Genomic DNA, 17,936 nt, shown 5'->3' with positions numbered 1-17,936 from the left:
CGCCGAGAAGCGGGGAGGCGGGGAGGCGCGGAGAGGCGGGGAGCGGCGCGGAGTCGGTCAGCGCGCCGAGAAGCTGTGCACCGTCGTCGAGCGGTACGTACGCCCGGGACGCAGCACCGTCGACGGGAACGCCGGGTGGTTCGGGGAGTCCGGGAAGTGCTGGGTCTCCAGGCAGAGGCCGTCGCTCTGGCGGTAGGTGCGTCCCGAGGGGCCGGTCAGGGTGCCGTCCAGGAAGTTGCCCGAGTAGAACTGGACGCCGGGCTCCGTCGTCGCGATGCGCATCGTGCGCCCGGAACCCGGGTCGCGCAGGGTGGCGAAGTGTTCCGGGCGGGCGGTCAGGCCCTTGTCCAGCACCCAGTTGTGGTCGAAGCCCTGCGCGGTGACGAGCTGCGGGTGGGACACGCGGATGTCCTCGCCGACGGTCTTGGCCGTACGGAAGTCGAAGGGCGTGCCCGCGACTCGGGAGAGCTCGCCGGTGGGTATCAGACCGGTGTCGGTGGGAGTGAACCTGCTTGCCTTCAGGGTGAGTTGGTGGTCGAGCACGTCACCGCTGCCCTCACCGGCGAGCTGGTAGTAGGTGTGGTTGGTGAGGTTGACGACGGTGGCCCTGTCGGTGGTGGCCGTGTAGTCGATGCGCCAGTCGCCTCGGGCGGTGAGGGCGTAGGTGACCTTCACGCGGAGGGTTCCGGGGTAGCCCATCTCGCCGTCCGGGCTGACCCGGTGGAGGTGGAGGCCCACCTCGTGGGAGGACGGGTCGGCGAACGGTTCCACGTCCCAGATCCGCTTGTCGAAGCCCTGGGCCCCGCCGTGCAGGCTGTTCTCGCCGTCGTTGACCGAGAGCTGGTGGCTGCGGCCGTCGAGGGTGAAGCGGCCCTTGGCGATGCGGTTGCCGTACCGGCCGATCAGCGCGCCGAAGAAGGTGGTGGCGCTGAGGTAGCCGTCGAGGTGGTCGAAGCCGAGGGAGACGTTGGCGTACGTGCCGTGGCGGTCGGGGAGTTCGAGGGCCTGGACGACGCCGCCGTAGGAGAGGACCTTGAGGCGGGTTCCGCCGTTCTCCAGGGTCCAGCGGTCGACGCGGGTGCCGTCGGGGAGGGTGCCGAAGCGCTCGCGGGTGGGCTTCATGGTGCGCTCCTTGTCCCGTGCGTGCGGGTTCTCCTGTGCGTACGAGATCCCGGCGGTGGCCGCCGTGAGACCGGCCGCCGCTGCGGCGCCGAGTACGGTTCGTCTGCTGGTGTCCATGTTCTGCTCCTGGGTTGGGAGGTGACGGGGGGTCAGCGACCGGCCTTGCGCTTGTTCCAGATGTCGAAGCCGACCGCGGCGAGCAGGACCAGGCCCTTGATGACCTGCTGGTAGTCGGTGCCGATGCCGACCAGGGACATGCCGTTGTTGAGGACGCCGAGGACGAGGCCGCCGATGACGGCGCCCATGACGGTGCCGACGCCGCCGCTCATCGACGCGCCGCCGATGAACGCGGCGGCGATGGCTTCGAGTTCGAAGCTGAGACCGGCCTGCGGGGTGCCCGCGTTGAGGCGGGCGGCATAGACGCAGCCCGCGAGGGCGGCCAGGACGCCCATGTTCACGAAGACCAGGAAGACGACGCGCTTGTCCTTGACGCCGGAGAGTTTCGCCGCCGCCTTGTTGCCGCCGAGCGCGTAGACGTGGCGGCCGATCACCGCGTTGCGCATCACGTAACCCAGCCCGATCAGCAGCGCGCACATGATCAGCATGACGACGGGGACGCCGTGGAAGCTGGCGAGCGTGAGGGTGAAGGCGATGACGGCCGCCGCGACGGCCACGCACTTGGTGATCCACAGGCTTTTCGGCACGACGTCGAGCTCGTACGCCAACTGGCGCTTGCGGTCACGGACTTCGCGCAGGATGAGGACGGTGAGCGCGAGCGCGCCGAGGACCAGGGTCGGGTTGTGGTACTGGGTGTACGGGCCCATCTCGGGGATGAAGCCCTTGGCGATGTTCTGGAAGCCTTCGGGGAAGGGGGCGAGGGACTGGCCTTCGAGGACGATCTGCGTCAGGCCGCGGAAGAGCAGCATTCCGGCCAGGGTCACGATGAAGGACGGGATGCCGAGGTAGGCGATGAAGTACCCCTGCCAGGCGCCCGCGACCGCCCCGATGAGGAGCGACAGGACCAGGGCGAGGACCCAGGGCATGTCGTGCTTGACCATCATCACGGCGGACATGGCGCCGACGAAGGCGACCAGTGAGCCGACCGAGAGGTCGATGTGTCCGGCGATGATCACGATCATCATGCCGATGCCGAGGATGAGGATGTAGCCGTTCTGCTGGATCAGGTTGGAGACGTTGTTGGGGAGCAGTAGCGTGCCGTCGGTCCAGATCTGGAAGAGCACGACGATGAAGAGCAGGGCGACGAGCATGCCGTACTGGCGCATGTTCGACCGCATGCTGTCGAGCAGCGCGGCGGCGGCCGACGGGCGGGCGGGTCCGGGTTCGTCGGGTGCGTCCTTGCGGAGTGGTGTGGCGGTGGTCATGGCAGGGCCTCAGCTTCGGGTCATGGTCGTGGTCGGCACGCGGCGGTCGTCAGGTGCGGAGGTCGGGCGCGGGGCGTCAGGAGCGCGGGTTCGGGTGCGCGGCCTCGGGTGCGCGGGTTCGGGCGCGGGGCGTCAGGTGCGGGAGTTCGTCATGTGACGCATCAGCGCTTCCTGAGTGGCGTCCGCGCGGGTGACCTCTCCGGTCAGCCGGCCTTCGGCCATGGTGTAGATCCGGTCGCACATGCCGAGGAGTTCGGGCAGTTCGGAGGAGATGAAGAGCACGGCCTTGCCCGCGGCGGCGAGCTTGTCGATCACCGTGTAGATCTCGAACTTGGCGCCCACGTCGATGCCGCGCGTCGGCTCGTCGAGGATCAGGACGTCGGGGTCGGCGTGGATCCACCGGCTCAGGACGACCTTCTGCTGGTTGCCGCCGGAGAGCCGTCCGACCTGCTCGAAGACCGTGGGGGTCTTGATGTTCATGGAGGTGCGGTAGCGCTCGGCGACCTGGCGTTCGTGGTGCTCGTCGACCACGCCGCGCCGTCGCATCCCGGCCAGGGAGGCGAGGGAGACGTTGCGGTTGATGTTGTCGATGAGGTTGAGGCCGTACTGCTTGCGGTCCTCGGTGACGTACGCCAGGCCCGCCGCGATCGCCGCCGGTACGGTCTTCGTGCTCACCTCACGGCCGCCGATCTCGACGCGCCCGGCCTCGTACCGCCCGTAGGAGCGGCCGAAGACCGACATCGCGAGTTCGGTGCGTCCGGCGCCCATCAGGCCCGCGATGCCGACGATCTCGCCGCGACCGACCGTGAGCGAGACGTCGTCGACGACCTTGCGCTGCTGGTCGACCGGGTGGCGGACGCTCCAGCCGTGCACGGCGAGCGCGGTCGTTCCGGCGTCCTCGCCCCGGTACGTGCTCCGCTCCGGGAAGCGGTGGTCCAGGTCACGGCCGACCATCGACCGGATGATCTGGTCCTCGGACAACTCCGCCGGCGAGGAAGGGGCCTGACGTACCGTCAGCGACTCGATCGTGCGACCGTCGCGGAGCACCGTCACGGTGTCGGTGATCTGCCGGATCTCGTTCAGCTTGTGCGAGATGATGATGCAGGCGATGCCCTGGTCGCGCAGTTCCACGATGAGGTCGAGGAGCTTCGCGCTGTCGTCGTCGTTGAGGGCCGCCGTCGGCTCGTCGAGGATGAGCAGCTTCACCTCCTTGGCGAGGGCCTTCGCGATCTCCACGAGCTGCTGCTTGCCCACGCCGATGTCGGCGACCGGGGTCTGCGGCTTCTCGCGCAGCCCGACCCGCTTGAGGAGGGCGGCGGCCCGGCGCTGGGTGTCGTTCCAGTCGATGAACCCCCTTGTGCCGCCCGTCTGTTCGTTGCCGAGGAAGATGTTCTCGGCGATGGACAGATAGGGGACGAGCGCCAGTTCCTGGTGGATGATCACGATGCCTCGGCGCTCGCTGGCCCGGATGTCCTTGAAGGCCACCGGCTCCCCCTCGAAGAGGATCTCGCCGTCGTACGAGCCGTGCGGATAGACGCCGCTGAGCACCTTCATCAGGGTCGACTTGCCCGCGCCGTTCTCGCCGCAGATCGCGTGGATCTCACCGGCCCGGACGGTCAGCTTCACCTCCGAGAGCGCCTTGACGCCGGGGAACGTCTTGGTGATCTTGCGCATCTCCAGTACGGGAGCTCCCTCGGAGCGCCCCGTCACTTGAGCTGCCCCGCCGTGAAGTACCCCTCGTCCACGAGGAGTTGGGTGTTCGTCTTGTCGACGTTGACCGGCTTCAGCAGGTACGAGGGGACGACCTTCTTGCCGTTGTCGTAATCGGTGGTGTTGTTGACCTGCGGCTTCTTGCCGTTCAGTACGGCGTCGCTCATCGCCACCGCCTGCGCGGCCAGCTTCCGGGTGTCCTTGAAGACGGTCTGCGTCTGCTCGCCGCCGATGATCGACTTCACCGATGCCAGCTCCGCGTCCTGCCCGGTGATGACCGGCAGCGGCTGCGCCGAGGAACCGTAACCGGCGCTCTTCAGGGCGGAGATGATGCCGATCGAGATGCCGTCGTACGGGGAGAGCACCGCGTCCACCCGCTGCTCGCCGTAGTTCTTGCTGATCAGGTCGTCCATCCGCTTCTGCGCGGTGCCGCCGTCCCAGCCCAGGGTGGTGGCCTGGCTCATCTTCGTCTGCCCGCTGCGCACCACGAGTTGACCACTCGTCAGATAGGGCTGGAGGGCCTTCATCGCGCCGCCCCAGAAGTACTTGGTGTTGTTGTCGTCGGGGGAGCCCGCGAACAGCTCGACCGAGTACTTCTCGCGCTTCGCCGCCTCCGGCGACGGCTTGCCCAGCTTCAGCTTCTCGACCAGGTACGTGCCCTGGAGCTCGCCGACCCGTGCGTTGTCGAAGGACGCGTAGTAGTCGACGTACGGAGAGCCCAGGATCAGCCGGTCGTAGCTGATCACCGGGATGCCCGCGTCGTGTGCGCGCTGGAGGACCTCGGTGAGCGCCGAACCGTCGACCGCGGCGACGACCAGGAGCTTGCGCCCCTTGGTGATCATGTTCTCGATCTGGGCGATCTGGTTCTCGGCCTTGTTGTCGCCGTACTGCAGATCGGTCTGGTAACCGGCCTGCTCGAACTGCTTGGCCATGTTCTCGCCGTCGGCGATCCAGCGTTCGGACGCCTTGGTGGGCATGGCGAGACCGATGGTGCCGCCCTTGCCGGTGTCGGCCTTGTAGCGGCTGCCGCCCCTGGCCTCCTGGCCGCAGGCGGTCAGCGAGACGAGGAGCAGCGCGGCGGCGCCGAGGGCGAGAGCGTGCGTGCGGGCCTGCCTGCGCGGGGAGCGGTTCTGCGTGCGGGTGCGGGTGCGCATCGGATCAGTCTCCTTCCGGTACGGGCGTGGAGGTGGCGGAAGATACCGGGAAGCGGCGCAGCTCACCGGGGTCGTGGGAGCCGAGCGGCGACATTCCGCCGTCCGCCCCGTGCCGGGCGAGCAGATCCAGGACGAGGCGTCCGCGCCTGACGCGCTCGCGGGCGGTGGCGAGCGCGGTGTCGCGCAGCTGGGCGCCGTAGGGGTAGATGCCGGGGGAGCGGCTCAGCCCGAACTTCAGGTACAGAGGGGCGCCGCGCCGGATGAGTTCGGCCGCCTCGTACATCCGGATGTAGCCGCCGAGGTCGTCCGGCGCCTCCACGTACATGTCCATCGGGGCGCGGCTGACCCGGCGGATCTCGGTGAGGTGGTCGAGGGACAGGTCGGAGGGGACGTTGAGGGAGTCCGCGCCGAGCTGCTCGTACACCGCGTACGAGGCCGGATTGACCGGCCCGGTGAGCGCGGACAGCTTGAAGGTGACGTCGGCGGGAAGCACCCCGGCCACGCGCATCCGGTGCAGCGTCCACAGCACGCCTTCGTCGGCGATGAGCAGGCAGCGCACCCCCAACTCCGTCGCCCGCAAAGCGTCTTCGACGCATCCGGCGAGCGCGTCGTGCCCCCGGGCGCGCAGCCCGCCGCCGCCCGAATCGGTACGGGTGGAGCCGCCGATGTCCCAGGTGCCGCGCGGCCCGGTGAACAGGCACAGCTCGATGTCGCGTGCCGCGCACGCCTCCACCATCTCGGTGATCTCGGTGTCGGTGAGCATCCAGATGCCGGAGCCCTGGCTGATCCGGTGCACCGGAAGGTCGAGCTGTGCGCTCTCCTTCAGTACGACGGAAAGCGCCTCCGGCCCCTCGACCGAGGGGATCTCGGTGCGCCAGGTGCCGCCGTCGGGGAAGGCGTGCGCGGAGGTGTCGGCGGGGTCGATGCCGGGGAAGGGGTGGCCGATCCGGGCGAGGGCGTCGGCGCCGGGACGGCGGGGGACGGCGGATGGTGTAGGGGGCATGGTGCTCCGTAAGTGACGTTCGACATGTCGAACGGTGGTCGGACAAATGATCGTGCGGTGCTGCCGAAGGGGGGTGCGGCGGTACGCAGGCGTCAGGCGCACTCCGTACCGCCGCACGACTGGGGAGGCGGGAGGCGGTTACGGTCGCAACAGCACCTTCCCGGTCTCGGGGTCGCCCCCGCCCACCAGCGCGATCGCCTCCGCGAACCGCTCCAGCGGGAACTCGTGCGTGATGAGCGGCGCCGGGTCGATCAGCCCGATGGAGAACGCCCGTACCGCGTCCGACCAGGCCGAGGACGGCGCCCCGAAGACGCTGCGCACCTCCAGCTGGCTGAGGGAGAGGTGCACCGGGTCGATCCCCGTGGCGCCCGGTGCGAACATCCCGGTGAGCACGACCCGCCCACCGCGCCGCGCCAGCAGGCAGGACGTCGCGGCGGTGGTCGGCGCGCCCGCCGTCTCCACCACCAGGTCGAAGTGTCCGTACGCCGACCGGGCCTCGTCCGGGGTCAGCGTCTCCACCGCACCGAACCGCCGCGCCTGCGCACCGCGCGCCGACCGGGGGTCGATCACCGTCAGTTCGGCGGGCGAGGAAGCGGCGAGCAGTTGTACGGCGAGCAGCCCGAGGGTGCCCGCGCCCACCACCGCGATCCGCTCACCGGGGCTCGGCCGCCCCGCGCGCACCGCCGCCGCGACGACCGCGGCGGGCTCCAGGAGGGCGGCCGCACGCAGGTCCGCGTCGTCCTCCAGCAGGTGCAACAGCCGTGCGGGGAGCGTGAGACGGTCCGCGAAGGCCCCCGGCTCGGTGAAGCCGGTCTCCGCGTACCCGCTGGTGCACAGGCTCGTCTCGCCGCACCGGCAGCGCGTGCAGGTGCCGCACGCCCTGAACCCCTCGGCGACGGTCCTGCGGCCGACCAGCGCCGGGTCCACGCCCGCGCCGACCGCCTCCACGGTGCCGGACCACTCGTGTCCCGGCACCAGCGGATAGCGTACGAAGCCGGGGTCGCGGTGGCCGTCGTACACCTCGCGGTCGCTCCCGCAGATCCCGGCGGCGGCCACCCTGACCAGCACCTCGCCGGGGCCGGGTTCCTTCAGCTCCGTCTCGGTCAGACGGTGTTCACCGGGCCGGTCGACGACGATCGAACGGCTGCGGACGGCCCCGGACTTCGGGCTGCGGACGGTCTCGGACTCCAGGGCCCGGGCGGCCCCGGACCTCCGGCCTCGGACGGTGTCGGGGCTCACTTGGGGGCCCTCTTCTCCCAGCCCTCGGCCCACAGGTCGAAGCGCGCCTGCTGCTGCGGGAACTCCGCCGCCGCGTCCACGTCCAGCTCCACTCCGAGCCCCGGCGCGTGGGAGATCTCGAAGCAGCCCGTCTCCGGGTCCACCTGCGGAGCGCCCTTGACGACCTTCTTGATCTCCGCGTCGGCGAAGTCGTTGAAGTGTTCCAGGATCTTGAAGTTCGGCGTGGAGAAACCGACCTGGAGGGTGGCGGCCGTCAGGACCGGTCCGCCCACGTTGTGCGGGGCGACGAGCGTGTAGTGCGTCTCGGCGGTCGCGGCGAGCTTGCGGGTCTCCGCGATGCCGCCGATGTGCCCCAGGTCCGGCTGGATGATGTCGGCGGCCTGCGACTCGAAGAGCTCGCGGAACTCGATGCGGTCGTGGATGCGCTCGCCCGTGGCGATCGGCATGTCGACCTTCGCGGCGACCTTCTCCAGCGCCTTGAGGTTCTCCGGCGGCACCGGCTCCTCCAGCCACGCGGGCCGGAAGGGAGCCATCTCCTTGGCGAGCCGTATCGCCGTGGAGGGGCTGAAGCGGCCGTGCATCTCCAGCATCAGTTCGGCGTCCGGGCCGATCGCGTCCCGTACCGCCTCGATCAGGGAGACCGCGTAGCGGCTCTGCTCGGCATCGAGTTCCAAGTGCCCCGTGCCGAACGGGTCGATCTTCAGGGCGCGGTAGCCGCGCTCCATCACCGCGCGGGCCGCCTTGTGGTACGCCTCCGGGGTCCGCTCGGTGGTGTACCAGCCGTTGGCGTACGCCTTGACGCGGTCGGTGACCTTGCCGCCGAGCAACTGCCAGACCGGGACGCCGAGCGCCTTGCCCTTGATGTCCCAGCAGGCCATCTCGACGCACGCGATGCCGGACATGACGATCTCGCCGGCCCGCCCGTAGTCGCCGTACTTCATCCGGCGCACCAGGGCCTCGGTGTCGAAGGGGTCCGCGCCGACGACGTGGTGGGCGGCGGCCTCGTTCAGATAGCCGACCAGCGCGTCGGTGTGGCCGAGCATCCGGGTCTCGCCGACCCCGGTCAGCCCCTCGTCGGTCTGCACGACGACGTAGGTGAGATTGCGCCAGGGGGTCCCGACGACATGGGTGGTAATGCCCGTGATGCGCACGGAAGTTGCTCCTTGTGGGCCGGGGGAGGGACGTAGCGGGTGTTCGATATTTCGACACACGTTCGAAATGTTGGCGTGACCGTAGCCAGCGGCTCCGTAGGTGTCAATGGTTCGCACGCGGATCGCTCGTGGTGGCCGTTGTCGTCGGGGAGGTCCAGGCCATTGCCCGGCGGGCTCGCCCGGGGCTAACCTGCGTTCGTGATACCGGTCAACGGCCGGAATCTCGAACGCCCGAGACATCGAACGAACACGACGCACACGACGCAGAGGGTGGGTGGACGGACATGGGACGTCATGTTCCCGCAGTGACCAGGGCACTGGACATACTCGAACTGTTCCTGGAGGGCGACGGCACGCTCTCCGCACCGGACATCACCCGCAAGCTGGGCCTGCCGCGCACCACCGTCCACGAACTCGTCACCACCCTCGCCGCCCGCAACTACCTGGTCACCGTCCCCGAGCAGCAGGGACGCTACCGACTGGGCGTGCGAACCTACCAGTTGGGCAGCCGGTACGCCGAGCAGCTCGACCTCGCCGCCGAGGGCCAGCAGGTCGCCCGCGAGGTCGCCGAGACCTGCGACGAGACCGTCCACGTCGCCGTACTCGAAGACACCGACGTCATCTACATCGCCAAGGTCGACTCCACGCACGCGGTGCGCATGGTGTCCGCAGCGGGCCGCAAGCTGCCCGCGCACTGCACCTCCGTGGGCAAGATGCTGCTCGCCTCCCTGCCGGAGGCCGAACTGCGCTCCCGTATCGACGGCCGGGAACTCGTCGCGATGACCCCCCACAGCATCACCGACCCCGAAGCCCTCCAGCAGGCCCTGGCCGCGATCCGCACCCGAGGTCTGGCCACCGAGCACCGCGAGTCGAACCCGGACGTCAGCTGTGTCGCGGCCCCCGTGCGCGACAGCGCGGGCCGGGTGGTCGCCGCACTGTCGGTGTCGGTCCCGATGATCCGCTGGAGCGAGCAACGCGAGGCGGAACTGGCCGAGTTGGCCGCCAAGGGAGCCGCCGACCTGTCGCTGCGGCTCGGTCACCGGAGCCGTCAGGCGTGAGCACTCACGCGAGGACCCACGCCCCGAGGACCGGCAGGAGGACCGACAGGAGGACCGGTATGCGTGCGGAGACGGCGGTGCGGGAGCACGCGGCGCTCGGCGAGGGCCCCACCTGGGACCCGGCGACGGATCGGCTGATCTGGGTCGACATCCTCGGCTCCCGCGTCCACACCTACGCCCCCGGCACCGGCCGCCGCACCGTCCTGGCCACCGAACAGCACGTGGGCGCCGCCAAGCCGACCGCCGACGGCGGACTGATCGTCAACCTCCGTGACGGAGTGGCCACTTACGCCCCCGACGGCGCCTTCCGCTGGCTGCACCACGACCCGGTGCCCGGCAGGCGAGGCAACGACGCGGCGGTCGCCCCGGACGGCTCCCTGTGGGCGGGCACGATGCGCTACGACGAAGCCCCCGGCGGCGGAAACCTGGTCCGCATCGACCCCGGCGGCACCGTCGAATCCACGGTCCTCTTCGGCTCCGTGACCGTCAGCAACGGCATCGGCTGGTGCCCGCTGAGCCCCCGCGTCTACTACGTCGACAGCCCCACCCGCCGGATCGACGTGTGCGACGCGCTGGAGCACGTCCCCACGGGCAGACGTCCGTTCGTCGAGATCGAACCCGGCGCCGGATTCCCCGACGGACTCACCGTCGACGCCGAGGGCTGCGTCTGGGTCGCCCTGTGGGACGGCGGCCAGATCCGCCGCTACACCCCCGACGGCCGCCTCGACCGTACGATCCGCCTCCCGGTGCCCCGCCCCACCGCCTGCGCCTTCGGCGGCCCGGACCTGCGCGACCTCTACGTCACCACGGCCCGCACCGGCCAGAGCCGCCCGCACCCGCAGGCGGGTTCCCTGCTCGTGGTCCCGGACGCGGGGCAGGGGCTGCCGTCCCCGGCCTTCGGGACGGTCAGTCCTCCCGGAGGCCGTCGACCACGCGGGGCAGATTCAGCGGGTTGGACTCGCGCAGCTCCGGAGGCAGGAGCGCGTCCGGGGTGCTCTGGTACGTGACCGGGCGCAGCCAGCGTTCGGCGGCGGTGGTGCCGACCGAGGTGGAGGTCGAGGTCGTCGCCGGGTAGGGGCCGCCGTGGTGCTGGGCGGGGGCCACGGCGACGCCGGTGGGCCAGGCGTTGACGAGGACGCGCCCGGCCAGCGGGGTCAGCCGGGCGAGAAGTCCGGGGTCGCCCTCGGCGCCCGCCGCCTCCGGTCCCGAGACGTGGAGGGTGGCCGTGAGGTTGCCGGGGAGGCGGGCCAGCAGGGTCTGCGCCTCGGCCGGGTCCGCGTACCGGGCGACGATGGTCACCGGGCCGAAGCACTCCTCCAGGAGCAGGGCGTGCGCGCTCTGGTCCTGGGCGAGTACGGCGGCGGGCGCCGTCAGGAAACCGGGGCCGACCGTGTGGGCGTCCGGCCCGGGTCCGGGACGTACCGGAGCCTCCACGTGCGGGAGTTGCGCGCGTTCGGCGACGCCCGTCACGAAGTTCTCGCGCATCCGCCTGTCGAGCATCACGCCCGCACCGACCTCGCCGAGGGACTGCCCGAGCACCTTGAGGAGCTCGTCGCCCGCCGCGCCCTCCGGGACCAGGACGAGTCCCGGTTTCACGCAGAACTGGCCCGTGCCCATCGTCATGGAGGCGGCGAGCCCGGAACCGATCTCCTCCGGGCGTTCGGCCGCTGCCGCCGGTGTCACCAGCACCGGGTTGAGCGAGCCGAGTTCACCGTGGAAGGGGATGGGTACGGGGCGTGCCGCCGCCGCGTCGAAGAGGGCGCGCCCGCCTCGTACCGACCCGGTGAAACCGGCGGCGGCGACCAGCGGGTGCCCGATCAGGGCGACACCGGCGTCGAAGCCGTGGACCAGACCGAGGACGCCTTCGGGGACCGCGTGCTCGGCGGCGGCCCGGCGCACGGCGGCGGCGGTCAGTTCGGAGGTCGCGGGGTGGTCGGGATGGGCCTTGACCACGACCGGGCAGCCTGCGGCGAAGGCGCTGGCGGTGTCGCCGCCCGCCACCGAGAAGGCGAAGGGGAAGTTGGACGCGGAGTAGACGGCGACGACGCCGAGCGGAATCTTGTAGCGGCGCAGATCGGGGACGGGCGGAGTGGCGGAGGCGTCCGGGTGGCTGATGATGACGTCGAGGAAGGAACCCTCGTCGACGGTGTCGGCGAAGGACCGCAACTGGTAGCAGGTGCGCGTGAGTTCGCCGTTCAGCCGGGGTGCTCCCAGGGCGGTCTCGGCGTCGGCGACCGCCACCAGTTCCTCGCGCGAGCGCTCTAGCTCGTCGGCGGTGGAACGGAGGAAGGCGGAGCGCACGCCCCGGTCCGCGAGCGTGTCCCACGCGGCGTGCGCGGCCAGGACCGCCGCGTCGACCGCCGCGGGGGTGGCTTCCGTCCCGACCTGCTCGCGCCGTTCGTCGGTCCGTGGGTCGATGCTCCAGACGGGACGGGGCGCCGTGTTCGCCTCGGGGCCGGACGCGGGCACTGGGGGTATTCCTGACACCGTGGCCTCTTCTCGCCATACTAGTTCGACATATCGAACAATGTTCATTATTTCGGATGTTGGGCTGGTGTCGGCAGGTTAGGTGGGGGGAAGAAGGCCGGTCAAGGGCTGTCGGCCCCGGCCTTCGGGGGTGGACGGAGCGCCTGCGCCGGTCGCGTACCCTGCTCCAGTGCCGGAAACGGCCTTCGCATCCGCACATGCGCACATCCACACACTCGTGCATTCGCACATCCCCACATCCGCTATGCGCATACGTGGCAGAGAGAGGTAGCCCGTGGTGACATCGGACGGTGATGCCGCCACGGAGTTCCATGAGTTCTTCGAGCGCCACTACGCCGAACTGGCCCGCCTCGCCCATCTGTTGACGGGCGAGCCGGACGCCGCCGACGACCTCGCGGCCGACGCGCTGCTCGCCGTGTGGCACCGCTGGGACCGGGTCCGTGCCGCCGACCATCCGGCCGCGTACGCGCGCGGGGTCCTCGCCAATCTCGTACGCGGACGCATCCGCAGCGCCGTACGGGAGCGGCGCAGGGTCACGCTCTTCTGGGCGCAGCGCTCCGAGACCGTGGAGGGCCCCGACGTTCCGGGCGTCGTCGACGTGCAGGAGGCCCTGCGTCGGCTGCCGTTCCGCAAGCGCGCCTGTGTCGTGCTGCGCCATGCCTTCGACCTTTCCGAACGGGACACCGCCCTCGCCCTCGGCGTGTCCGTAGGTACGGTGAAGAGCCAGACCTCCAAGGGGATGGCGCAACTGGAGCAGATGCTCGGCGACAGCGACGGCAACCGGGCCGTGGCGGTACTGGCCGGAAGGAAGAAGTAGCCGCCATGGACGAGGACGAGCACGAAGTGGACAAGGGGCGTTCCGCCGCAGGCGACGGCCGCCAGCCCGACGCCGACCAGCCCGACGCCGACCAGCCCGACGGCCGCCGACCCGACGAGCAGCCCAGCGCTGAGCGGTCGAGCGGCGCGCAGCCGCGCACAGAGCAACCGCGCGCCGAGCGCCTGCGCGCCGAGCTGCACCGGGCCGCTGCCTCCCACCGTCCCGACCGCGCCCGGATCCTCGCCCGCGTCGAGCGCGGCATGGCGGAGGACGCACGGACGGACGGCAGGACCCGGGGTGCACGGAAGCCGTCCGTGCGGTCCGCAGGGGCACGCGGTCCTGGCCGTGCCGCTTCCTGGCCCCGGGTCGCTGGGGCCACCGTCGCCGTGGCGGCGGTCCTGGCCGCCGGTGGGTACGGCGTGGCAGGCGTGCTGCACGAGGACGTCCGCGTGCACACGGCCACCACACCGGACCCCACGCCCACGCCCACCCGCACCGCGCCCACCGGCCCGCCCCCCGTCCCGGACCCGGCGCACACGTCCCCGCCGAAGCCGCCCCGTCAGCCCGAGCGCAGCTCCGGCGGCTCCTCCGCGACCTCGAAGGCGCGGCCGCCTGCGGGCACCCGGCCGCCGACCGCACCCGCTTCCCCGCCCACGCCGGCCAGCAACCGCGTCCAGGACGGCCGTCTGTGGGGCGAGGGCGCGGTCGACCCGCACAGCCACGAATTCTGGGCCCAGAGCAACATCACCTTCGAGAACGGCGAGATCCTCACCGCGCTCGCCGTGGAGCTGCGCATCGCCAAGACCGAGGGCGTCACGAACACGGGGGCCTGGATCTCGCTTCCCCTCGACGACTTCACCGTCGAGGTACGGGAGGAGCAGAGCGGCCCCGCGCAGCCGGTGTACCTCCTCTACCGCTGGACGCTGAAGCCCGGCCGTACCGTAGGGCCGGGCGTGCACATGGCGGCCGGGCAGTACCAGCACGTCAAGGGCGACCGTGACGCGGGCGGCGACCGTTACTCGGTGACCACGACGGCGCAGGGCGGACAGCGGGCCACGGTCCGGGGCGGCTTCCGCCCGCCCCGCTGACGTACCGGAAGCCCTCGGCTCAGGCCAGTCGGATCACGTTCCAGGACAGCGGTTCCAGCACCGCGCTCAGCACGCCGTCCACGAGGCGGGTGCCGGTGACGGGGTGCGGGCCGACGCGTTCGGGGTCGGCGAGGGTGTTGCGTGCGTCGGGGTCCTCGTCGGCGAGGGCGCTGTGTTCGACGACCTCGCTCAACTCCATGGCGTACAGCGCGACGTCCAGCGGCAGGGGCTCGGTCTGGCTGCGGTTCACGGCGAAGACGGTCACCGTCCCGTCCTCGCCGCGTACCGCCGTCGCGTGCAGCAGCGGCACCTCGCCGTAGCTCTTCGTCGCGTACGTGGGCGAGGCGGGCCGTACGTCGAGGACCTGCCCGCGCCCGTGGCGGGCGGCCTGGGCGAAGGGGAAGAAGGTGGTCTGCCGCCAGGCGGGGCCGCCGGGCTCGGTCATGATCGGGGCGATGACGTTGACCAGTTGGGCGAGGCAGGCGACGGCCACCCGGTCGGCGTGCCGGAACAGTGCGATGAGGAGCGACCCGAGGACGACGGCGTCGGTGACGGAGTAGCTGTCTTCGAGCAGACGAGGGGCCTCGGGCCAGTCGAGGGGGGCGACGGCGGTCTCCTCGGTGGAGCGGCGCTGGTACCAGATGTTCCACTCGTCGAAGGAGAGGGTGATCTTCTTCGACGACTTCAGCCGGGCGCCGATGTGGTCGCAGGTGGCGACGACGGCCTCGATGAACGTCTCCATGTCGACGGCCGAGGCGAGGAAGGAGTCCCGGTCGCCGTCGACCTCCTCGTAGTAGGCGTGCAGGGAGACGTGGTCGACGAGGTCGTACGTCTCGCTGAGGACGGTCGCCTCCCAGGCGGCGAAGGTGTCCATGGCGCGACTTGAACTCCCGCAGGCCACCAGTTCGACGGCGGGGTCGATCTGCCGCATGGCGCGGGCCGTTTCGGCGGCGAGGCGGCCGTACTCCTCGGCGGTCTTGTGGCCGGTCTGCCAGGGGCCGTCCATCTCGTTGCCGAGGCACCACAGGCGGATGCCGAAGGGCTGTTCGTCGCCGTGGGCGATGCGGCGGTCGGAGAGTTCCGTTCCGGCGGGGTGATTGGCGTACTCCTGGAGTTCGAGGGCTTCGGCGACCCCTCGGGTGCCAAGGTTGACGGCCATCATGGGTTCGGCCTGCGGGCCGACCTTGCGGAGGAAGTCCATGTACGCGCTGAGCCCGAAGCGGTTGGTCTCGGTGGAGCGCCAGGCGAGGTCGAGACGCCGGGGGCGTTCGTCGACGGGGCCTGTGCCGTCCTCCCACCGGTAACCGGAGACGAAGTTGCCGCCGGGATAGCGGATGGTGGTGGCGCCGAGCTCGCGGACGAGTGCGAGGACGTCCGCACGGAGTCCGGCCTCGTCAGCGGTGGGGTGGCCTGGTTCGTAGATGCCGGTGTAGACGCAGCGGCCGAGGTGTTCGACGAAGGAGCCGAAGAGGCGGGGGTCGACGGTGCCGACGGTGAAAGCGGGGTCGAGGGTGAAGCGGGCGGGATGCGCCATGGAAGTGCCTTCCGAGTGGGCTGTGCGGCAACGAGGGGAAAGGCACGGTGTGTTGTCCGCGGACAACACACCGTGCCCGGAGGCCGACGGCCCGGCAACACGCCACCGGGCGGGTGGCGTTGCTGCCGGGCCGTCAGTCACTCACGCGGTCTCACTCACGCGGTTTCACTCGCGTTCACTCGCGCGGTCTCACTCACGCGGTCTCACTTCCCGTGCGAACCCCTGCGGCGACGTCCGCGAAGCACCAGTGCGCCACCGACAGCGATGATCAGCAGGCCACCGAGGGCGCTGTACGTGGCAGTGTTGCTCGCCCCGGTGGAAGCCAGGTCGCCGGACGTGCTGCGCGGGGCCGGTTGGCCGACGCGTGCGCCGATCTCCCCCTGCGCACGGGTGCCGGTCGTGCCGGAGGCGGAGACCACCGGTGCGGGGACGGCCGGCGTGGGGGCGGGCGTCGGCTGGTGAGCCCCGGCGGTGCCCGACGCGGGCTTCAGCTGAAGAGTCGTGATCGAGTACGGCGGCAGCGTCTGGGCGGCCGCCGTGCCCCGCTTCGCCGTCTTCAGGGCGGTGTCTCCCTTGGCGTGCGAAACGGTCGTGACCGCCCCTGCGGCCGGGGTGAATCCGGCGTACGAGAGCGACACCGGCGCCGCGTTCTGCGGGTCCTTGTTGATCAGCATGACGTTCAGACCCCCGGCGCTGTTCCGCACCGCGTGCACGGCGACGGACGCGTTGCCCGAGGACGACTTGACCATGGTGTCGCCGGGCTTCGCCAGTGCGGTCAGCGAGCGGATGCCCCAGTAGGTCGGGAAGGGCGTGTCGCGCGGCGGTTCGCACTTCCCCCCGACGCAGGTTCCGGCGGAGAGCACACCCCCGTCCTGGTAGTCGGTCTCGCCGTGGACGGTGGTGGGTGCCTGGTCCGTGCCGTTGTGCAGGTTCCACCAGTCCACGTGGGTGGCGCCCTTCTCGAACCAGGTCATGTAGGTGTCCGACGCGAACAGGGCCGCGGCCTGGCTGGTCTGGGCGGGCGACCCGACGGCGCCGTTCTCGGTGACCGCGATCTCCACCGAAGCGGCGCGCGAGCCCGCGTACTTGGTGATCAGCGAGCGCAGCGAGGACGTGACCCCGGCGATCCGGGTGGGGGTCTTCAGCAGGTCGTCCGTGGTGGTGCCGCCCGGATACCAGTGGACGATGGCGAAGTCGATCGACTTGCCCGCGATGGAGAGCACCGTGTTGTTCCAGTCGGCGCTGTCACCGGGGGCCTTCTCCGCGTCCGGCCAGAAGCCGGGGGTGGTGAGCACCGCTCCGATCTTCACCTTCGGGTCCACGGCCTTCATCGCCTTCGCGTAGGCGACCAGGTTCTTCCCGTACTCCTTCGGGCTCTTGTCGGCGTGCTTGTCGGTCTCCCAGCCCTTGCCGTTGCCGTAGTGCCCGTTGCCGTAGACCTCGTTGCCGATCTCCCAGTACTTCACGCCGTAACCCTTGTCGATGTTGGCGTACTTGACCCAGTCGGCGGCCTCCTGGGGGGTGCCGGAGCCGTAGTTCGCGGTCAGGATCGGCTGGGCGCCGACCTTCTTCGCGGTGGCCATGAAGCGGTCGAAGGTGGTGTTGGAGGGGATCCAGCCGCTGCCGTCTCCGTAGCTGTGGGTCTTCCAGTGGTACTCGTCCGCGCCGGAGCCGCCGGGGTAGCGCAGCTGCCGGACCCCAGCGGCCTTCATCAGCGACGTGACCTTGGCGGTCCCCATGTTCTCGTCGCCGAAGCCCGTGTTGAGGCCGACACCGCTGCTGGGCACCGTGCCCAAGGAGGTACCGGCATCGACACGGATGCCGATGGGCTGCGCGGCGCCCGCGCTGGGCGCCAGGGCGCCGACACCGGCCGAGGCGGCGAGCACCGCCACCGTCCCCACGACGGTGTGCCGGAGCGTCCGGCTACGGCGGGGCGTGCGGCCCCGGGGCATCGGCTGCTCGGCGGATATGGGGTCGTCTGGTGACATGGGGGGGGCTCCGATCGGGTGTTGATAAGAGGGCGTAGCGCCGCTGACCACGGCTCGCCCTCGTCGGTACACCCCTCAGTGACCGCTGGGAGCGGAAAGGTTGCCTCCTCAATTACTTTTTTTCGAGACGTGATCGCACCGTCTCTCCGCCGCTGTCGGCGATCCGTCAACTGCCCCCCGATCAAGTGGTGTTGACACCCCAC

General features: G+C 70.7%; 14 protein-coding genes. 4 read left to right on the top strand and 10 right to left on the bottom strand.

Features of this window, described 5'->3' with window-relative positions; translation table 11 throughout:
* Positions 1-57: 57 nt before the first annotated feature.
* The 7 genes from OG897_RS33360 to OG897_RS33330 form a co-directional block, all read right to left on the bottom strand.
* Positions 58-1,239 (bottom strand): aldose epimerase family protein, encoded by a 1,182-nt coding sequence (locus OG897_RS33360; protein ID WP_266662846.1) that lies wholly within the window; start codon positions 1,237-1,239, stop codon positions 58-60.
* Positions 1,240-1,271: 32 nt separating this feature from the next.
* Complete coding sequence (mmsB, locus tag OG897_RS33355; protein ID WP_323188139.1) at positions 1,272-2,504, bottom strand: multiple monosaccharide ABC transporter permease; 1,233 nt, start codon at positions 2,502-2,504, stop codon at positions 1,272-1,274.
* Positions 2,505-2,636: 132 nt separating this feature from the next.
* Positions 2,637-4,178, bottom strand: coding sequence for a multiple monosaccharide ABC transporter ATP-binding protein (gene mmsA / locus OG897_RS33350; protein ID WP_266662845.1), 1,542 nt, complete (start codon positions 4,176-4,178; stop codon positions 2,637-2,639).
* A gap of 32 nt (positions 4,179-4,210) precedes the next feature.
* On the bottom strand, positions 4,211-5,368 hold the full coding sequence (chvE, locus tag OG897_RS33345) for a multiple monosaccharide ABC transporter substrate-binding protein (protein WP_266662844.1): 1,158 nt from the start codon (positions 5,366-5,368) through the stop codon (positions 4,211-4,213).
* A gap of 4 nt (positions 5,369-5,372) precedes the next feature.
* Complete coding sequence (locus OG897_RS33340) at positions 5,373-6,371, bottom strand: hypothetical protein (RefSeq protein WP_266662843.1); 999 nt, start codon at positions 6,369-6,371, stop codon at positions 5,373-5,375.
* Between the two features lie 138 nt (positions 6,372-6,509).
* Positions 6,510-7,562 (bottom strand): zinc-binding dehydrogenase, encoded by a 1,053-nt coding sequence (locus tag OG897_RS33335; RefSeq protein WP_266663688.1) that lies wholly within the window; start codon positions 7,560-7,562, stop codon positions 6,510-6,512.
* 44 nt (positions 7,563-7,606) lie between these two features.
* Positions 7,607-8,761, bottom strand: coding sequence for a mandelate racemase/muconate lactonizing enzyme family protein (locus OG897_RS33330; protein ID WP_266662842.1), 1,155 nt, complete (start codon positions 8,759-8,761; stop codon positions 7,607-7,609).
* Between the two features lie 284 nt (positions 8,762-9,045).
* Here OG897_RS33330 and OG897_RS33325 point away from each other — a divergent pair, with 284 nt between their 5' ends.
* Positions 9,046-9,819, top strand: coding sequence for an IclR family transcriptional regulator (locus tag OG897_RS33325; RefSeq protein WP_266662841.1), 774 nt, complete (start codon positions 9,046-9,048; stop codon positions 9,817-9,819).
* Between the two features lie 59 nt (positions 9,820-9,878).
* A complete protein-coding gene (locus OG897_RS33320) occupies positions 9,879-10,826 on the top strand; it encodes an SMP-30/gluconolactonase/LRE family protein (protein ID WP_266662840.1) in 948 nt (315 codons plus the stop codon).
* Here the strand turns inward: OG897_RS33320 and OG897_RS33315 are convergent.
* Positions 10,726-12,288 carry an aldehyde dehydrogenase (NADP(+)) gene (locus OG897_RS33315; RefSeq protein WP_266662839.1) on the bottom strand — a complete coding sequence of 521 codons (1,563 nt, stop codon included), beginning with the start codon at positions 12,286-12,288 and terminating at the stop codon, positions 10,726-10,728. The two genes, OG897_RS33320 and OG897_RS33315, sit on opposite strands and share 101 nt — an antisense overlap.
* Positions 12,289-12,580: 292 nt before the next feature.
* Here OG897_RS33315 and OG897_RS33310 point away from each other — a divergent pair, with 292 nt between their 5' ends.
* Entirely contained in the window at positions 12,581-13,123 is a 543-nt protein-coding gene (locus tag OG897_RS33310) for a SigE family RNA polymerase sigma factor (RefSeq protein ID WP_266662838.1), read from the top strand.
* 5 nt (positions 13,124-13,128) lie between these two features.
* Complete coding sequence (locus OG897_RS33305; protein ID WP_266662837.1) at positions 13,129-14,211, top strand: hypothetical protein; 1,083 nt, start codon at positions 13,129-13,131, stop codon at positions 14,209-14,211.
* A gap of 19 nt (positions 14,212-14,230) precedes the next feature.
* Here the strand turns inward: OG897_RS33305 and OG897_RS33300 are convergent, their stop codons facing one another.
* On the bottom strand, positions 14,231-15,745 hold the full coding sequence (locus OG897_RS33300) for an alpha-N-arabinofuranosidase (RefSeq protein ID WP_266662836.1): 1,515 nt from the start codon (positions 15,743-15,745) through the stop codon (positions 14,231-14,233).
* A 203-nt stretch (positions 15,746-15,948) separates the two neighbouring features.
* Positions 15,949-17,733 carry an LPXTG cell wall anchor domain-containing protein gene (locus OG897_RS33295; RefSeq protein WP_266662835.1) on the bottom strand — a complete coding sequence of 595 codons (1,785 nt, stop codon included), beginning with the start codon at positions 17,731-17,733 and terminating at the stop codon, positions 15,949-15,951.
* Between the last annotated feature and the right edge of the window lie 203 nt (positions 17,734-17,936).

Origin of the sequence: Streptomyces sp. NBC_00237 (assembly GCF_026342435.1) — a bacterium.
In the GTDB taxonomy this organism is placed as follows: Bacteria; Actinomycetota; Actinomycetes; order Streptomycetales; family Streptomycetaceae; genus Streptomyces.
Note: the sequence above shows the minus strand (reverse complement) of the source record. Positions and strands in the feature narration are given on the sequence as shown.

What these genes read in the sequence shown, in the direction of transcription:
- mmsA (WP_266662845.1), bottom strand. Translation starts at nt 4,178, where the DNA reads ATGCGCAAGATCACCAAGACGTTCCCCGGCGTCAAGGCGCTCTCGGAG.
- OG897_RS33295 (WP_266662835.1), bottom strand. Translation starts at nt 17,733, where the DNA reads ATGTCACCAGACGACCCCATATCCGCCGAGCAGCCGATGCCCCGGGGC.
- OG897_RS33340 (WP_266662843.1), bottom strand. Translation starts at nt 6,371, where the DNA reads ATGCCCCCTACACCATCCGCCGTCCCCCGCCGTCCCGGCGCCGACGCC.
- chvE (WP_266662844.1), bottom strand. Translation starts at nt 5,368, where the DNA reads ATGCGCACCCGCACCCGCACGCAGAACCGCTCCCCGCGCAGGCAGGCC.
- OG897_RS33360 (WP_266662846.1), bottom strand. Translation starts at nt 1,239, where the DNA reads ATGGACACCAGCAGACGAACCGTACTCGGCGCCGCAGCGGCGGCCGGT.
- OG897_RS33300 (WP_266662836.1), bottom strand. Translation starts at nt 15,745, where the DNA reads ATGGCGCATCCCGCCCGCTTCACCCTCGACCCCGCTTTCACCGTCGGC.
- OG897_RS33305 (WP_266662837.1), top strand. Translation starts at nt 13,129, where the DNA reads ATGGACGAGGACGAGCACGAAGTGGACAAGGGGCGTTCCGCCGCAGGC.
- OG897_RS33325 (WP_266662841.1), top strand. Translation starts at nt 9,046, where the DNA reads ATGGGACGTCATGTTCCCGCAGTGACCAGGGCACTGGACATACTCGAA.
- mmsB (WP_323188139.1), bottom strand. Translation starts at nt 2,504, where the DNA reads ATGACCACCGCCACACCACTCCGCAAGGACGCACCCGACGAACCCGGA.
- OG897_RS33320 (WP_266662840.1), top strand. Translation starts at nt 9,879, where the DNA reads ATGCGTGCGGAGACGGCGGTGCGGGAGCACGCGGCGCTCGGCGAGGGC.